Source organism: Sphingopyxis sp. C-1, from assembly GCF_001047015.1.
Classification (GTDB): domain Bacteria; phylum Pseudomonadota; class Alphaproteobacteria; order Sphingomonadales; family Sphingomonadaceae; genus Sphingopyxis.
This window is the reverse complement of record NZ_BBRO01000001.1, coordinates 682,535-699,570: the sequence shown is the minus strand read 5'-3', so window position 1 is coordinate 699,570 and position 17,036 is coordinate 682,535. Positions and strand designations below refer to the sequence as shown.

16 protein-coding genes are annotated in these 17,036 nt (G+C 63.2%); 2 read left to right on the top strand and 14 right to left on the bottom strand.

What is annotated here, in order from left to right; genetic code table 11:
• Window positions 1-3: 3 nt before the first annotated feature.
• From xth to SC1_RS03180, 7 genes are all read right to left on the bottom strand, one after another.
• Window positions 4-774: an exodeoxyribonuclease III gene (xth, locus tag SC1_RS03210; RefSeq protein WP_062177476.1), complete on the bottom strand. Its 771-nt coding sequence runs from the start codon at window positions 772-774 to the stop codon at window positions 4-6.
• 39 nt (window positions 775-813) lie between these two features.
• The gene (erpA, locus tag SC1_RS03205; RefSeq protein WP_062183503.1) at window positions 814-1,155 is read right to left on the bottom strand and encodes an iron-sulfur cluster insertion protein ErpA; all 342 of its coding nucleotides are present in this window, start codon (window positions 1,153-1,155) and stop codon (window positions 814-816) included.
• Between the two features lie 92 nt (window positions 1,156-1,247).
• Window positions 1,248-1,922 carry a M23 family metallopeptidase gene (locus SC1_RS03200; RefSeq protein ID WP_238586550.1) on the bottom strand — a complete coding sequence of 225 codons (675 nt, stop codon included), beginning with the start codon at window positions 1,920-1,922 and terminating at the stop codon, window positions 1,248-1,250.
• Between the two features lie 143 nt (window positions 1,923-2,065).
• On the bottom strand, window positions 2,066-2,857 hold the full coding sequence (locus tag SC1_RS03195) for a ferritin-like domain-containing protein (RefSeq protein ID WP_062177470.1): 792 nt from the start codon (window positions 2,855-2,857) through the stop codon (window positions 2,066-2,068).
• Window positions 2,857-3,321 (bottom strand): peroxiredoxin, encoded by a 465-nt coding sequence (locus SC1_RS03190; RefSeq protein WP_193749092.1) that lies wholly within the window; start codon window positions 3,319-3,321, stop codon window positions 2,857-2,859. Before SC1_RS03190 ends, SC1_RS03195 begins: the two co-directional genes overlap by 1 nt.
• Window positions 3,318-6,026 carry a bifunctional [glutamine synthetase] adenylyltransferase/[glutamine synthetase]-adenylyl-L-tyrosine phosphorylase gene (locus tag SC1_RS03185; RefSeq protein WP_062177467.1) on the bottom strand — a complete coding sequence of 903 codons (2,709 nt, stop codon included), beginning with the start codon at window positions 6,024-6,026 and terminating at the stop codon, window positions 3,318-3,320. Before SC1_RS03185 ends, SC1_RS03190 begins: the two co-directional genes overlap by 4 nt.
• A gap of 64 nt (window positions 6,027-6,090) precedes the next feature.
• Window positions 6,091-6,885: a response regulator gene (locus SC1_RS03180; protein ID WP_062177464.1), complete on the bottom strand. Its 795-nt coding sequence runs from the start codon at window positions 6,883-6,885 to the stop codon at window positions 6,091-6,093.
• 209 nt (window positions 6,886-7,094) lie between these two features.
• Between SC1_RS03180 and SC1_RS22055 the strand changes: the two genes are divergently transcribed.
• Complete coding sequence (locus tag SC1_RS22055) at window positions 7,095-7,265, top strand: NepR family anti-sigma factor (protein ID WP_193749091.1); 171 nt, start codon at window positions 7,095-7,097, stop codon at window positions 7,263-7,265.
• 1 nt (window position 7,266) lies between these two features.
• Here the strand turns inward: SC1_RS22055 and tgt are convergent, their stop codons facing one another.
• From tgt to SC1_RS03165, 3 genes are all read right to left on the bottom strand, one after another.
• On the bottom strand, window positions 7,267-8,406 hold the full coding sequence (tgt, locus tag SC1_RS03175; protein ID WP_062177461.1) for a tRNA guanosine(34) transglycosylase Tgt: 1,140 nt from the start codon (window positions 8,404-8,406) through the stop codon (window positions 7,267-7,269).
• 45 nt (window positions 8,407-8,451) lie between these two features.
• Window positions 8,452-8,940: a hemerythrin domain-containing protein gene (locus SC1_RS03170; protein WP_062177458.1), complete on the bottom strand. Its 489-nt coding sequence runs from the start codon at window positions 8,938-8,940 to the stop codon at window positions 8,452-8,454.
• Between the two features lie 61 nt (window positions 8,941-9,001).
• Window positions 9,002-11,140, bottom strand: a complete 2,139-nt coding sequence (locus tag SC1_RS03165) for an EAL domain-containing protein (RefSeq protein WP_238586549.1) — start codon at window positions 11,138-11,140, stop codon at window positions 9,002-9,004.
• Between the two features lie 276 nt (window positions 11,141-11,416).
• Here SC1_RS03165 and SC1_RS03160 point away from each other — a divergent pair, with 276 nt between their 5' ends.
• Window positions 11,417-12,076, top strand: coding sequence for a helix-turn-helix domain-containing protein (locus tag SC1_RS03160; protein WP_238586548.1), 660 nt, complete (start codon window positions 11,417-11,419; stop codon window positions 12,074-12,076).
• Window positions 12,077-12,147: 71 nt separating this feature from the next.
• Here SC1_RS03160 and SC1_RS03155 read toward each other — a convergent pair whose 3' ends face one another.
• The 4 genes from SC1_RS03155 to SC1_RS03140 all read right to left on the bottom strand — a co-directional run bounded on the left by SC1_RS03155 (window position 12,148) and on the right by SC1_RS03140 (window position 17,027).
• Window positions 12,148-12,561 (bottom strand): hypothetical protein, encoded by a 414-nt coding sequence (locus SC1_RS03155; RefSeq protein WP_062177449.1) that lies wholly within the window; start codon window positions 12,559-12,561, stop codon window positions 12,148-12,150.
• A gap of 121 nt (window positions 12,562-12,682) precedes the next feature.
• Window positions 12,683-13,600 (bottom strand): hypothetical protein, encoded by a 918-nt coding sequence (locus SC1_RS22365; protein WP_062177446.1) that lies wholly within the window; start codon window positions 13,598-13,600, stop codon window positions 12,683-12,685.
• Window positions 13,601-13,608: 8 nt separating this feature from the next.
• Complete coding sequence (locus SC1_RS03145) at window positions 13,609-16,227, bottom strand: hypothetical protein (protein WP_238586547.1); 2,619 nt, start codon at window positions 16,225-16,227, stop codon at window positions 13,609-13,611.
• Window positions 16,224-17,027, bottom strand: coding sequence for a molecular chaperone (locus SC1_RS03140; protein ID WP_062183492.1), 804 nt, complete (start codon window positions 17,025-17,027; stop codon window positions 16,224-16,226). The genes SC1_RS03145 and SC1_RS03140 overlap by 4 nt, the downstream gene beginning before the upstream one ends.
• Window positions 17,028-17,036: the final 9 nt, after the last annotated feature.

Below are 17,036 nucleotides of genomic sequence, written 5' to 3'. Positions count from 1 at the left end.
GCGCTAGTCGAGCATGGCCCAGGTTGGTGCATGGTCGCTCGCCTTTTCGCGACCGCGATGATCCTTGTCGACGCCGGCGTCGACCAGCCGGTCGGCGAGCGCGGGGCTGAGCAGCAGATGGTCGATGCGAAACCCGTGGTCGCGCTGCCAGCCGCCCGCCTGATAGTCCCAGAAGGTCCACACGCCGCCCGCCGGATGGCGGCTGCGGATCGCGTCGGTCCAGCCGTCGCCGAGCATCCGAAAATATGCATCGCGCGATTCGGGCTGCATCAGCGCGTCGGTCGACATAGCACGCGGGTCCCACACATCGTCGTCGTGCGGGATGACATTGTAATCGCCGGTCAGGATTGTCGGGATTTCACTCGCGAGCAGGAATTTCGCGCGCTCGCGCAGCCGCTCCATCCAGCGCAGCTTGTAGTCGAATTTCGGCCCCGGCTGCGGGTTGCCGTTGGGAAGATAGATCGACGCGACGCGGAGGCCATGGATGTCGGCCTCCAGATAGCGTGACTGTTCGTCTTCCGCCTCGCCCGCGAGCCCGCGTTGCGTTTCGACCGGCTGCGTACCCTTGGCGAGAATCGCGACGCCGTTGAAGCCTTTTTGCCCATGATAGAGGAAGCCATAGCCCGCCGCCTCGATCTCTTTCGTCGGCATCGTCTCGTCGCTCGATTTCAGTTCCTGCAGGCAGGCGATATCGGGCTGCGTTTCCTCGAGCCATTCGACGAGGCGCGGCAGACGGGCCTTGATCCCGTTGATATTGAAGGTCGCGATTTTCATTGGCTCGCTATGCCAGCAAGCACGCCGCTGTGAAAGGCGTCAGATCGAGAAGCTGGATCCGCAACCGCAACCCGAAGCCGCATTGGGGTTTTCCACCTTGAAAGACGACCCACCGAGCGAATCGACGAAATCGACGATGCAGCCGCGCACAAGGTCGATGCTGATCGGGTCGACCACCAGCTTCACGCCGTCAGTCTCTGTGACGATGTCATCGGCATCGATCCCCTCGGCAAGGCCGAAGCGATAGGTGAAGCCCGAACAGCCACCGCCATCGACAGCGAGGCGGAGCGCCGCATCGGCCTCGCCCTTACGATCAGCGATCCAGCGGACGCGCGCCGCGGCGGCCGACGACAGGGTGATTTCGGAAAGCTGCGTTGCCATGATCATTAGATAGGAGCCTTGTGCCCAAATAAAAAGGGCGCCTCGACGGTTGACCCGCCTGGCGCCCCTCCTCTCCGACCCAGGAAAGCTTGTTATTCGGGACCGCCCATCGCGACATTCTTGCCGGTGATTGCAGCGATCGCCATCTGGTCCGACCGCACGAACGGCATCGGATTGACCGGCGCGCCTTCGATGCGGACTTCATAATGGAGGTGGTTGCCGGTCGAACGGCCGGTCGACCCGACATAACCGAGGACCTGACCCTTCTTCACCGACTGACCGGGGGTCACGATGTACGACGACATGTGGCCGTAGCGCGTCTGGATCGCGTTGCCATGCTCGACTTCGACATAGTTGCCATAGCCGCCGAGGCGCTGGGCGCGGCCGACGATGCCGTCGGCGGTCGCGTAAATCGGGGTGCCGTGCGGCGCCGGAATGTCGATGCCGTTGTGGCGGGCGACCTTGCCGGTAACCGGGTGGACGCGCATGCCATACGACGAGGACAGCGACATCTGGTCAATCGGGCGACGCGAAGGCACTGCAACGCCGATCGAGGCGGTCAGACCGGTGTCGAGGCGCTTCCACGCCTGAAAAATTGCGCGGGCTTCACTGTCTTCACCGGCCGACGGAACGCCAGCGGTAAAGCTGTCGTCATCGGGTTCGTCGGGAACGACAATGCTAGCATCGGCGCTGGTTTCGGCGGCGTGGACGGCCGGGGTGGCCAGTCCGAAACATGCTGCCGCGCAGACGATTGCGACTTGGTGCAACTTCTGCGCCAGAAGAGTGTTAATCAAAACGACGACCCCGCGTTTGCCATGTCGCCAAAGTCCGTAGATGGGCCTTGGCGCCGGTGTTTCTTGGTTTGGATGATTGCTCATCCCCCGCGGAAGCCTGTGTGCTGTTCCAATCCTTACGAAGCAATAACGGCGTAGAATTCTTGCGTTAAACCGGCGTCGTGGCGCGCCGAGTCGTTGAACGGTGGCTTCAAACTGCCCCGAAAGCGCGATTTTACTAGGGCGTGCCACGTTTCGACGACGTTGAATCCCATTTCATCGCACTTTCGCCGAAACCAGACTGTGCCGGCGGTCACATGGCGAATTTCATCGTTGTAAATGCGTGATAAAATCTTCGCCGAGGTCTCGTCGCCCACAGCGCGGAAGCGTTCCACGGTCGACGGCGTGACGTCGAGACCCCGCGCTTCAAGGACCATTGGCACGATCGCAAGCCGCGCTAGCACGTCATCGGCGGTGGATTCGGCCGATTCCCACAATCCGGCATGTGCAGGTAGCGCGCCATAATGACTCCCGAGCTGGCGGAGCCGCCGGTCGAGCAACGCAAAATGCATCGCCTCGTCGGCCGCCACCCCGATCCAGTCGTCGACGAACTGCCGCGGAAATTGATCACCGAACCGGCCAACCAGATCGACCGCAAGATCGATCGCGACGAACTCGATATGCGCGAGCGCATGGAGCAGCGCGATGCGCCCACGCTCGGAACCGCCCCTGCCGCGCTTCGGCATCCGGTTCGGCGGGAGCAGTTCGGGCGCGGCGGGCCATGCGGGCTGGTCGGGCATCGGCGTGTCGCAGCGATGCGCGAGCAGACCCTGCCGCCATGCCCGCGCCAGGCCGCGTGCCGCGCGGCGCTTGTCGTGTGGGTCCGGCGTCAGCAGGACCGCCCGCGCGGCTTCACCCAGCGAGTTCATCAAAGGGCCTTTGCGGCCTCCAGCACGGCGTCGGCATGGCCCTTCACACGCACCTTGCGCCATTCTTTCGCGAGCTTGCCGTCGCGGCCAAATAGGAAGGTCGAGCGCTCGATTCCCATATAGGTGCGGCCGTAATTCTGCTTTTCGACCCAAGTGCCAAAGGCTTCGCACACCGCCCCCTCTTCATCGGATGCGAGGCGGACGGTCAGCCCATATTTGTCGCGAAACTTGCAGAGCTTCGCCGGGGCGTCGCGCGATACGGCAAGAACCTGCGCGTTCAGATGCGCAAATTCGGGCGCTAGGCGCGTAAAATCCTGCGCCTCGGTCGTGCAACCCGGCGTGTCGGCCTTGGGATAGAAATAGACGACGAGCGGAGCGCCCTTCATCGCTGCAAGGTCGATCGCCGCGCCATCGGCATCCAATAATTTCACGGCGGGAATGGCATCTCCGATTGCGAGGGTCACGGCTTTGTCTCCTGCTTTGCGGGGCGAATCGAGGCCCACCAGTTCGCGATCTCCTGCCGCGCGGCGTCGTGCGCGGCAAGCAGTTGCGGCCAGCCGGGCTCACCGCACTGGCTCGCCACCAACTGCCGCGCCGCCGCGGTCGGCGGCTCTCCCTCAGGCGCGGTGAGACGAAGCATCACCAGCATCCGCGCGAGCAAGCCGTGCGCGTCGACCAGCTCGGGCGGGGCGAGCCCGGCCGCTTTCATGCACCCGAGTGCTGCCGAGATGTTCGGATCGTGGCACTGGCCGCTGACGAGCTGGGTCACCTGCATTGCAAATTCCAGGTCGACGAGCCCCCCGGGGCCGCCCTTTATGTCGAGCGGCCCCTGCGGCGGCTTGTGCGCCGCAATTTTGCTCCGCATTTCGGCGGCGTCGGCCGCGAGCTTCGCCGCGTCCCGCGGAATCGAGAGCAGTTCGTCGACAATGCGCTGCACCTCGGTCTTCGCCGCGTCCGAGCCATAAACCGGCCGCGCGCGCAGCAGCGCCATATGCTCCCACGTCCATGCTTCCTCGCGCTGGTAGCGTTCGAAACTGTCGACCGTCACCACCAGGGGGCCCTGCGCGCCTTGCGGACGCAGCCGCGTATCGACATCGTACAGCTTGCCCGCTGCGGTCGGCACCGACATCGCACCCGTCACGCGCTGCGCAAGGCGGTTATAATAGGTCGTCGCACCAAGCGGGCGCGGCCCGTCGGATTCGGCGAGATGGTCGCCGGTGAAGAGGTAGATGAGGTCAAGGTCCGACGCGTGCGTCAGCGCCCGGCCACCGAGCCGGCCGAGCGCGAGCACGACGAGTTCGCTGTCGGGGACGCGGCCGTGCGCCGCGACGAATTCGGCCACGGTCGCGTCGGCGAGCACCTGCAGCGCCGCTTCGGCAAGCTCCGAATAGCCGCAGGCGATCGTCAGCGGGTCGGTCGCGCCCGCCACGAGCTGCGCACCATAAGCGAAGCGCCGTTCGCCGACATGATCGCGCACCCGGTCGAGCAACCGCTCATAATCGAGCGCAGCCAGCCCCGGCCCCCATTCGGCAGTCAGTTGCTCCTTGTTGGCCGGCGCATCGAAAGCACGCTGATCGATCAGCCCCTCGATCAGCTCGACGCGAGTGCCGAGCGCGTCGGCGAGCGTCGGGGCGAGCGACAATATCCGCGTCGCGATCCGCGCCAGAGCCGGCTGCGCAGCGAGCAGATGAAAGAAGTTTATCGCACTCGGCAACCCCGCAACAAGCTTGTCGAAGCGCGTCAGCGTCGCTTGCGGATCGGGTGCCGCGCCCAGCGCCTTGATCAGTTCGGGCAGCATCGTCTCGAGCGCGTCGAGCGCCGCCGGGCTGCGCAGCGCGCGCAGCTTTCCGCCGCGCCATTCGGCGATCGTGCGCACCGCGGCATCGGGCGGGTCGAACCCCGCTGCGGCCAACTGCGCCGCAAGGCTGTCCTCGTCGCGCGGAAGGCCGGTGGTCACCGCGCGCTCCGCGACCAGCCGGTCGTAACAGGTGCCGACGTCCGCCACGACGGGTTCAAGCATCGCGAGCAGCGCCGCACCATCGGCCTCGCCATCGAGCTGTGCGACGCAGTCGAGAGCCGCCCCCTGCGTCGGCAGGCTATGCGTCTGCTGGTCCTCGATCATTTGCAATCGATGTTCGATGCGGCGGAGCGTCGCATAATGGCCCGAAAGGCGGGCCGCATCCTCAGGCTCGATCCGGCCCGCCGCTGCCAGCGCTGCTAGCGCATCGACCGTCGCAGGCACGCGCAGCGAGGGATCGCGCCCGCCATAGATGAGCTGATGGACCTGAGCGAAAAACTCGATCTCGCGGATGCCGCCGCGCCCGCGCTTCAGGTCAAAGCCCGGGCCGAATGCCTGCCCCTGCGCGAAATGGTCGCGGATCCGGTCGCTCATCGCACCGATTTCCTTGAGCTGCCGGAAATCGAGGCTGCGACGCCAGATGAAAGGTTGGATCGCCGACAGGAACTGCTCGCCCAGCGCTCGGTCGCCGGCCGACGCGCGGCTGCGGATGAACGCCGCCTGTTCCCACGCCAGCGCCTCCGATTCATAATAGGAAATCGCCGCATCGACCGGCAGCACGATCGGCGTCACCTCCGGATGCGGACGCAGGCGCAGATCGACGCGCAGGACATGGCCGTCGCCGGTGCGCGCCGACAATATCTCGGTCATCCGCCGCGCGATCCGCACCGCCGCCTCGCCAGGATCGTCGCGTTGCCGGCGCGGCAATGTCTCCGGATCGAAAATCAGGATCGGGTCGATGTCCGACGAGTAGTTGAGCTCGTGGCTACCGAGCTTGCCGAGCGCGATCACCGAAAGCCCGCGCGGCTCCTCGTCGGGAACACGTTCGGCGAAAGCCGCCGCAAGCGCCGCGTCGCACGCCTGGTCGGCAAAGTTCGACAGAAGCCGCGTCGTCGTCGCGACATCATGCTCGCCCGACAGGTCGCCGAGCGCAAGCAGCAGCGCCATACGGCCGCGCCACTGGCGCAGCGTCCGCATGATATCGTCGCCGACCGTCGGTGGCGCGACCGCCGTCAGCGCTGCATCGGTGCCTTCGCGCAGATAGCTGGCGACATCATCGGGATTGAGGTCCGCGAGCCGCGCGAGAAAAGGCGCATGCGCGGTAAGCCGGTCGAGTGCCGACTGGCGGCTGGAAGCGTCGAGGATAGCCATCGCCCCGCCCTATCACCCGCGGCGCCGCGTGTGACAAGGGTGCGGGGCGAAACGCCGCCGGGCGTCAGGCCGGAATCGTCGATTCGTCGAAGAACAGCACCTGCGAGATCGCTGCGCGCAGCGTTGCGGGCTGGTAGGGCTTGGTCAGCAGGAACGCTGGCTCGGGCCGGTCGCCGGTGAGCAGCCGCTCGGGAAAGGCCGTGATGAAGATTACCGGCACTTTAAGGTCGGTCAGGATTTCCTGCACCGCCTCGATCCCCGAACTGTTGTCGGCGAGCTGGATGTCGGCGAGCACGAGCCCAGGCTGATGCTTCTGTGCCTCGGCGACCGCCTCGCGGTGCGTCGTGGCAACGCCGACGACGTCGTGACCGAGTTCGCGGACGATCATTTCGATATCCATCGCGATGATCGGTTCGTCCTCGATGATCAGGATACGCGCGCGCGTCTGGCGGTCGATCTCGTCGGTCGCATCGGAGATCAGGCCGCGCACGGCCTCTCCATCGCGGCCGATGATGCGGCCGGTATCCTCGACGCTGAACCCCTCGACCGCAGTCAGTAACAAGGCCTGCCGCGCCAGCGAGGGTATGCGGCGCAGGCGCGCATCGGCAATCGCGATATCGGTCAGGGCGTCGCGGTCGTTCGCGGCCGCCTGTTCGGCCATCAGGCCGAAATTGTCATGGACCATCCGGTACAATTGGATGCGCAGGTCGGCGCCGATGTCGACCGCCCCGGGGTTCGCCACCAATGTTTCGAGCAGACGTGCGACCAGCGCATCCCCGCTTTGCTGGCTTCCGGAAATGGACCGGCCATAACGCCGCAGATAAGGAAGGTGCGGCGCAACCGACTGACCCAATGACATATTTTACCTCCTGATAACCGCACAAACTTTGGCAGACACGTCCGAAAAAGGGCCGGCTCACCACGCTTCCCCGGCATCATCCAATATATTTCGTCGATAGGGAACGATTTAGCATTAAAATAGTTTCATGCCGAAGGAACAAACGCGCCATTGCTCTTTGGTGTATGCGCGGTTAGCAAAAGGCCCCATGTCCAGCGGATGCTTCAATAATGTCGTCTAAAACCGGTTCGCCGCGCGGCGAGTCCTCCGGAAAGGACGCGGATAAGAAAACTTCCGCAAAAGGACAGGACGTCAACGGCGCCCTGCGCCGCGCCTATGAATCTACCGTCGACGAGACAATTCCCCAGTCGCTGCTCGATCTGCTGAGCAAACTCGACTGAGTCAGCTTCCCTTCGCCTCGCGCTTGTAGCGCGCGCCGAAATCGCTCTGGAACGCGGCGAAACTGCCCGCCCCGATCGCGTCGCGCATGTCCTGCATCAAATCCTGATAATAATGCAGATTGTGCTGCGTCATCAGCATTGCGCCCAGCATCTCGTTCGAACGGACGAGGTGATGCAGATAGGCGCGCGACCAGGTCGCGCACACGGGGCAAGCGCATGAAGCATCCAGCGGCGTCTGATCCTCGGCAAATTTCGCGTTACGGATATTGATCGGCCCGTCGCGGGTGAAGGCCTGCCCGTTGCGCCCGGACCGCGTCGGCAGCACGCAGTCGAACATGTCGACCCCGCGCGCGACCGCGCCGACAAGGTCGTCGGGCTTGCCGACCCCCATCAAATAGCGCGGCTTGTCGGCGGGAAGCTGGCCCGGCGCATAGTCGAGTACCCCGAACATTGCCTCCTGCCCTTCGCCAACGGCGAGTCCGCCGATCGCATAGCCGTCGAAACCGATGTCGGTCAGCGCCGCTGCCGAACGCGCGCGAAGCTTCTCGTCAAGCGATCCTTGCTGGATGCCGAACAGCGCCGAACGCGCCGCATGTTCCTCGCCCGCGTCGAAACCGGCGCGGCTGCGCGCCGCCCAACGCATCGATCGCTCCATGCTAGCCTCGGCACGCTTGGCGTCGACCCCGTTCGGCGGGCATTCGTCGAACGCCATCACGATGTCGCTGCCGAGCAGGCGCTGGATTTCCATCGAGCGTTCGGGGGTCAGCATGTGCCGCGAGCCGTCGAGATGGCTCTTGAACGCGACGCCCTCCTCGCTCTGCTTGGTCAGCGCCGACAGGCTCATTACCTGATAGCCGCCGCTGTCGGTCAGGATCGGTCGGTCCCACGCCATGAATTTGTGAAGGCCGCCCAGTCGCGCCATACGTTCGGCGGTGGGACGCAACATCAGATGATAGGTATTGCCGAGAATGATGTCGGCCCCGGTCGCGCGCACCTCGGCCGGGCGCATCGCCTTTACCGTTGCAGCGGTGCCGACGGGCATGAAAGCGGGGGTACGGATTTCGCCGCGCTGCATCCGGATCGTGCCCGTGCGTGCGGCGCCGTCGGTCGCTGCGATGGAAAAGGTGAATCTGTCACTCATGGCGCGCGCCTATGGCGGCGCGGACGCCAAAAGTCGAGCCGGAGGTCAGGCCTTCGCGTGTTCGCTTGAGGGTTCGTCCTCAGCCGCCTTCGCCTTTTCCTTTGGCTTCTCCTTCTCGAATATCTTGATGAGTTCGCGCTTCTTCGCCTCAGACAGCCCCTTTTCGGCCTGCGGGAACATCTCCTCCTCCTCCTCGTCGATATGGTGGAGGTAGCGTTCCTTCATCGACCGAAAGCGCGTAAGCCATCCCGTCGAAGAAAACTCCATCTCATACAGCTCGGTGAGGAAGTCCTCGATCTCCTTGTGCTCGGCGACGCTGTGCTGCGCCTCGTCGCGCAAATCGGGATTCGCGAGCATCGTCGCGTAGAGCGACATTTCTTCCGACGCCGCATGCGCGGTCACCTCGACCCGGAAAGTCTCGAACAGATAGCGACGCTCATCGCTGTCGCCCTGGGTCGCGTCAATGCGATCGAGAAGCTCGCGGTGCCGATCATGATCGGCCTTCAGTCGCGCAAAGATTTTGGTCTCGGTCATGTTCGTCTCCGTCCAATGGCGATCGGAGAGAGAACGGGTCAGCGCGCGGAGGGTTCCGGCGTCAGGCTGCCTTCCAGTCGCTCGTCGTCGTGAACGACGGCAGCGCCAACGCCGAAGTCGATTGGGTCGCGGCCGCGATCAGATAGGGTGACACGCGGTGCCGCGTGCAGAGCCCGCCATTGCCATCGCTGACCATCGTCTGTTCGAATTCCACGCCCTGCTGATGCTTCATCGACCGGCGGACCGTAGCGGTCACAAGCTGCCCTTCGCCAAAATCGATAACGAAGCGCGTGCCGACGGGCACATCCAGCAGGCCCTCGATAAAGGCGCCGGTGGCCGACAGGTTGCGGATCACGACCGCATAGCGATGATTGTCATGGATCGCGCCGACTTTGCGGAACAGCGAGAAACGATCATTGCGCTGGCGCGCGGGGCCCGTCGGCTTGATCGTCCACGTCCCCGATGTGTGTTCGAGCAATTCGGCCTGCGGCACCGGCTTGCTATAGACATAGCCTTGGACGTGGCTGACGTTCAGCTTGCGGATGAGTTCGAGCTGGTCGAGCGATTCGATGCCCTCGGCGGTAGTCTCCATTTCGAGCGCCTCGGCGAGCGCGACGATCGCGGCGATGATCGCGCCGTTGCGCGACCCGGCAACCGTCGCATCGCGGACGAAACTCTGGTCGATCTTGATCTTGTCGAACGGCGCCGACTGCAGATAGGCGAGCGAAGAATAGCCGGTCCCGAAATCGTCGAGGGCCAGACGAACCCCAAGTTCCTTCAGCGCCTTGAACATACGCGCGGTCTCGGCGGTATCGCCGAGGAACACGCTTTCGGTGATCTCCAGTTCCAGTCGTTCGGACGAGAGGCCGGTCGCCGCGAGCGCTTTCGCGACAACCTTGGGCAGATCGGCATTCGCGAACTGGATCGGCGAGACATTGACGGCGACCCGCATGTCGCCCGGCCAGCTCGCGGCATCTTCGCATGCGGTGCGCAGTACCCATTCGCCCAGTTTCCAGATCAGGCCGGCCTCCTCCGCGATCGGGATGAAGACCGAGGGAGAGATTATGCCGCGTTCGGGATGGGTCCAGCGGATCAGTGCCTCGACCCCGCTCACCATGTTCGATCGGGCATTGACGACGGGCTGATAGATCAGCGCCATCTCGCCGCGCAGCAGCGCGTCGCGCAGATCGTCCTCAAGCGCGCGGCGATCTTCGGCAGCGGTGTGGAGCTCGCTCGAATAGAAACTGAACCGCCCGCGGCCGTTCCCTTTTGCCGCATAAAGGGCCAGGTCGGCATTGCGAACGAGGTCGTCGCTGCTCAAACCGTCGAAGGGCGCAATCGCGACCCCCACCGAAGCGCCGATGATACAGCGGCTGCCCTCGACCGAATAGGGCTGCGACAGGCTGCCGATGATGTCCGCCGCCATGTCGCCGAGCTTGCCGCGATCCTCGATGTCGGGAAGGATGATCTGGAATTCGTCACCGCCCAGTCGGCTGACCATTTCCTTGTCGCCGACAATCTTGAGCAGACGTTCGGCGACCTGTTTGAGCAACGCGTCGCCCGCCGGATGGCCGAGCGTGTCGTTGACTTGTTTAAAGCGATCGAGATCAAGCAGCATGATCGCGCACGACCGCTGCTGCTGCGCGAAGGCAGCCAGTGTCGTGTCGAGCTTTTTCGAGATGTTGAAGCGGTTGGCGAGCCCGGTCAGCGAGTCATAAAGCGCGAGCCGCGATGCATCCTCGGCCGAGCGGCGCTGCGCGGTCACGTCGGTCCCGCTGCCACGATAGCCCGTGAACTTGCCACCGCCATCGAATTGCGGACGGCCCGAAATCGCCCACCAGCGATCGTCGCCCTCGAACGCACTGCGCAGCGGCAATTCGTCGAACTTGGACTGTTTTGTCAAAAGGAAGGGCAAGGTACGCTGGCGTTCGCCGTGGCTGTCGACGGGCAGGAACAGATCGACGAATGCTGTGCCGAGCAATGTGCCGGCCGTGCGCCCCATCAGTCGAGCGACGGAATCGGTGATATAGGTGAGACGCCCCCCGGCGTCGGTCGACCAGAACCATCCCTGGCCGCTTTCCTCATAATTCTGGAGAAGCAGCAGCGCTTCATGGGTGTGCAGATTTGCCGCGGAGTCGCCGCGCGGTTTGCCGGCACGGGCGCCGAGCAGGCCGAAAAAGCCGCGTTGGCCTTCGCCCACGTCATCATCCCCCCGCTCGCTGGAACTCATCCGCGATGGCACGTCCATCAAACAAACTCTTCGCCTGATCCCCACACTCCAGCCGCTATGCCGGGAAGGAATTGCGATAGTGTAAATATCTAAGGGTTTTCCGGAAGCTGTTCCGTTTGAAGACGTTGGCATCCTCACTCATCATATGCCCAGGCTCGTGCTGGTGACTTTCAGTCGCCCTGCCCTATTAACCTTCTCGCGAAGCCAAATATTAAGATAGGGCTCGCGATGGATGCGCGCATGGCGATGACTGTGTTTCTAAACAATATGCCGCGATCGGCTGGCAACGGTCGTGCATCGCGGCGGCAATTACGGCTTCCCCTGCACGGATCGAAAGCCACCGGCGCCGAAATCGCGGCGCTCGTTCACAATATTTCCGCGACGGGCATGCTTGTCGAAACCAGCGTAGCGTTCGAAATCGGCGAGGTGATCGAGGTTAATCTGCCGCATAGCGGTAAAACCGCGGCGCGGGTGATCTGGATCAGCGGCGACCTTTGCGGATGCCAGTTCGAGATATCGATCTCGCCCGCGACGCTCAGCGCCGCGCAACTGCGAAGCGTGGTAGGGCCGGACGCGTCAGCGCCAGACGACCAGCCCGCCCCCGGCGCCGAAAGCTTCGGCCTCCGCCTGCAGCGACTGCGAACGACAAGGGAATTGACGCAGGGCCAGCTCGCGCTCCGGCTGGGAGTCAGCGAGCCCTCGATTTCTGCCTGGGAGCTCGACAAGGCCAGGCCAAAGGCCGGCCGGATGGAAGCCCTGTCGGTAGCGCTCGGCGTCGAAATCACCGAGCTTCTCGGCGTCGGCGAGGTCGAAAATCTGAGCGAGCTGGTCGAGCGGGCCAAAGCCCAAATCGCCAAGGCGGCCGGCGTCACGCCCGACAAGATCAAGTTCACGATCGAGATGTGATTCGGACCTTGCACAACACAAAACCCCCCGGGAATGCCGGAGGGTTTGTGCTTGCGTTCATACGGCTGGCATCAGCTCGGAACGATTGTCAGCTCGAAACGATCGGTATCGAAACCCTGTTCGCCCGGAACCGCCGCGATCGGTCGTTCCCTTACCCGCGGCCCTGTCGCGCGGCTGAGCACCGCTTGGCCCGAGCCGTTGAGGATGATTTCGTCATTTCCGGCGATGATCCGCGTGCCTTCCAACGAACCGGGCGCATAGTTGATGACAAGATCATAACCCGTCGGCGCGTTGCAATATTCGCGGAAACTGCCGAGCGATACGGCATTGCCGCTGATCGCACCAAATCCCGTCGCCTGATGCTGGACCGTGCAATGCACGGGAACCGTCAGGCTGAGATTGAAACCGAAGGTTGCCGCCGTGGCGGTCGTCGGCGCCACTGCGAGTACGAAGCTCGCAACGCCGAGCGAGAATTTCTGAATCATCCGCCAAACCTTTCCGCCTGTAGGCCGAAGCTGTTGGAGGATGATTTAGCGGCGCAAATCTAACATTCAGTTAAGGCGGGGGCCCAGAATCCGGGCAATGAGCGTGATTCAGGCGAGCAGGTCAGCGGGCCGTGACGGAGATCGAAACGACATCACTATATACACCGGCACGACGGTCGGAGATGTCCCCGATCAGGAACTGAATCGGCAGCGCATCGCGACGAAGGTTGCCGTTCGTCGAACCCGATATGGTGCGCGCGCCCGTCAGATTGATGGCGTTGCCACCGATCGCAAGGCTATAGGGCACATACCATTCGCTCGAACCGAGACGCAGACGGCCCGAATTGGCCGATGTGACGCTCAGATCATAGGAACCGGTGCTGGCGACACGAAGCTGTAGTGGCACGGGCGCGACGCCGGGACGCAATTCGCCCAGATCGACGACCGCATGCCCCTCGCTCATCCTGTAAGCGCCGGCCAAACCGATCCTCGCCGACGGCAGGACGTCGATGCCAAGGACGATGCGCGTACCGCCGAGCGAACGGAGATTGCCGTCCTGCGCTTCCAGCGTGACGTCCTGGGTAAAGGTTCCCGACTCCTTCACATCATCGGGGTCGGCGACCAGCTTGTAGAGCAGGGTACGCGAGGCATTGGCGCCGAGCGTCAGCATCCGCTGCGACGGGCTGCGCTGCGTCCGCCCAACGCGTGGAGTCACATCCTGCGTATCGGTCAGGTTGAGCAAGGCATAGCCGATCGGCTTCCCCGTCCCCTTCGACAGACCAAAGGGCGGCTGGCTCAGTTCGAAGGTCGGAGTGAAGCGGCATTCCGCCGTGCCTTCGTTGACGAAGGTAATGCTGAACGTCCCTTCCGGAATCGCAGTGTCGAACGGGTCATAGCCCTGAATCATCCAGCTCGTCGGTGTCGCATTGGCGCGGATAAGACAATCGATGCCGCGGGCGTTCGCGCCCGGCGTCGGCGTCTGCGCGTGGAGAGGCATGGCGATGATTGCAGCAGCAAAGAAAAGCGTTGGGCGCAGCATGATGCCTCCTAATTTTTCGTACCGGGGCTAACGGTGCCAAGGTTCAACAGACCATCGGTATCCGCGGGCACGGTGAATTCGAAGCCCCGATCGACCGTGCCGTTCCGGCCAAAGGTTTCGACAAGATAGCGGCGGCCGGGCAGCAGATTGGTGATCGCGAAGCGGCCGGCCGAATTGGTGAAAAACGGGATCGGCTTGGGACTTTCATTTTCTTTGACGTCGAGCAGCGTTACACGCCCGCCGACGAGAGAGACCGGCTTGTCGGGCGCCAGAACTAGCGTACCCATGGCACTTGCAAAAGCGTCTGTGCCGATGCGCGCCGAATAGCCGCTCTTATATGGCGGGTGGACGCGGAACACGCCGGGTCCGGTATCATATCCCGTTGGCGGATCTTCGACGTCATACTGCACCGACTGGGTCGCATAGGAGCCGAGGAAGTTGTTGACCGCCGCACCCAATGGGCCGCTCTTCCCGATATAATTATTCTGAGCGAGCGACTGACCGGCGACGACGCTCCGCTTGCCCAGATTCTTGTGCGGCGATAGCAACATGAAGCTGTCGTTGATGCGCCGCCCGATGCCGAAATTGCCATCTGCAAAGGCCAGCGAAGTGCCGACGCGGACCGTCGTGGCATTGAGCTGCGCCACATCGCCCAGATTGGGCCCGAAGGTGGCGTGGCTGATCGCCGCATCGAAGCGGTTGGCGGCATAGGTCGCATAGCCGAGCGCCTGCGCGCTATTGTCATCGCGTGTCACGACACCGCCAAAACCAAAGCTATTCAACTGATTAAGTCCGCTTTGGTTATAGGAAAGCTCGCCCAGATTGTCGCGGCTTTCATACCGCGCCTCGGCGCGGCGGCGATAATCGGGTTGGAAGACCAAGCCTACGTTGAAACTGAAGCCGCTGCCGCGCGAAAAGGAAGACGGGTATTTTGTGTAGTCGGCCCCGGCCCGCACCGTCCAGCGACGATCGAGGCGGTAATAGGCCGTCGTTCCGGCTCGATAGCTGTCTCCGAGGATGCCGCGACCGCGCAGGTAGGTCGCCGTCGATGTCGTCGTCAGCTTGAAATTGAACTGGCGGGTGTATTGGGCAGACACCGTTGCCGACGTCGTGTTGATCCCTTCGAGATTGCCGAGGGTCGCAAATTTGGGCGAGAGATAATCGGCACGCAGCGTGAAGCTGTCCGATAGCCCTCTCCGATCAATGAAATGTTCGTAACTGACGCCGCCGGCAAAGCCCTGCCCCGCCTTTTTCGCGTTGCTCCCGCCAAGGTCCAGCAGCAACCTGCCCCCGTTACGCAGAACGAACTGCGTTTGTCCGGTCAGGGTCTGGACGTCCTTGCTGGCCTGCAATCCGATGCCGAGGGCAGGGCGATTGAAGAAGGCCTTGCGGAAAAAGCCGCTGAACGCGACCGGGCCGTCATAATCGGGCGAACCGCCAAACTTCCGGCTGGTCGGACCGAAGAATGCGCCATATTCATAGTCGCCCGGATCAAGGTCGATCGGGTCGAGATACTGTTGAAATGACAGATTCTGGACGGCGCCGCTGTTATCGGTCACCTGGATATCGACGTCGTTGCTGCCCGCGACAAGCGGCAGCGAACTGAAGTCATAGCGACCGGGTTGGAGCCGGAGCTCGCGATAGAGCGACCCGTTGCGCAGAAAGCGCACGGTCGATTCGCGTTGCAAAACGAGTTGGCGGTTGGCTTGAAGGACGGCCGATCGGAAGCTGTTGAACCGTCGCCGCTGACGCAGCACGCCGACGCCGCCCATCTCGACAAAGGATTGTTGCCCGCGGACTTCGGGATCGAGGTCACCCAGAAAAAAGCGCCGGTATTCCTCGGGCTGGTCATATACGAGCCGCGCATAGTTGCGCGAGAATTTGTAGGAATCCCCGGTCAGGCCGAATTGCTGGCCCAGTTGGGCGTCGCCCTCGAATACGACGCGACCGAACCGGAGTGCTCCGTCGAAGTTGATCGTCGGCGGATCAGCCCTGCTCCCCTCCCAGACATAGGTCTGAACGGCGCTGAGATTCAAATAGGCTGAAAAGTCGGCCGGTTGCAGCGAAACATCGTTCGCATCTTCGCGTGGCGGGGCGAAAATATCCTGGATTGCACGTTGTTCGGCCGACACCTCGACGACGACCACGGCCAGCGTACTCGGATCGTAGGTCAGCTGGACACCGGTTTTACCGAGATCGTCGGGACCGAAATTCGTCAGCGGTGCCAGCTGCGCCGACAAGGCTGCATGTGCCTCCTCGTTCAGCACCGGCTGCATCAGTCGCAGGAACGACGCGGATTCGAGCAGGAAACGGTCGTCCGCGGTCAGCAGCATGGGAATATCGCCCAAGCTGCTGCTTTGGAAATTCAGCGGCACCGTCATTTCGATGTCGCGATCGTAGGGATTTATGTCTGGCCGACCGTGCGCGCCGATCGGAAATTGCGGCGTCATCGGTGCTGGTGCCGGAGTCGGGGTCGGGGGCAGCGGGATCGGCGAGCCGGGCAATGGGATCGATGTCGGCGGAGAGGTCCGCGGTGCCTGCGGCAAGGGAATCGACACCTGTGCAGCGGCCGTGCCGACGCACAGCGCCGGCAACGCTACCGAACAAAGTACGAGACTCTTCTTCACCGCTTGAACGACAGCTTGATCGGTCCGGGGCCGAAACCGGGAACCGGAACGCGGAACGTCCGCTCGCCGAGGGCGGGGACATAGCCGGTGCCGACGGCACGGTTCAATTCTTCCGGCGAAATATCGACGCGAAGCCATTTGCCGGCGGCATCGGTGCCTTCGATCTGCCATCCGAAATTGGCCATCAGCGCATGACGCCGACCATCATTACGCAGGGTGATTTCCAGCCCGTCCTGCATCGGCGGCAGTTCGGTCGCCCCGGGAAGCGCCGGCGGCTGATAATTGAGTTGCTTGACCATAGAGGCCTTCACGTCGGGCTTTGCGCCCGGGGGCGCCACGACGACCAGCGCGCGCATATTGTAAAGCACCTGGACCTGGGCACCGACAGAATCGGATGAACCGGCTTCGAACGGAACCGGCAACTGCTCGACCGACACGTAATAAGCCTGCGATGCGGCCATTTCGGTGTCGCCGACCCATTGCAGACGGACGACCTGACGGCCGCCGGCAGCCAGAACGCCTTGCGGCGGGAAGACGAGGAACTGATCGTCGGCCGGGGTTTCGGTTATTGTCCCGTCCTTGTCGATTTCCATCCGGAAAACGCGGGTCTGGAACGCAAGATTGGCGGGGTTGATGTTCTGGACTTCGATCCGCGCCACGGCATTGGAACCGCGCGATTCCATTTCGATCACCATCGGCGATACGCGCATCGCCAGCGCAGGGGTCACCAGCACGGCCAATGCGACAAGCGCAGCCAGTAATGCGCGCGCATGACGCTTCACCATCGCCAAAGCTGTCATGATTCCCAT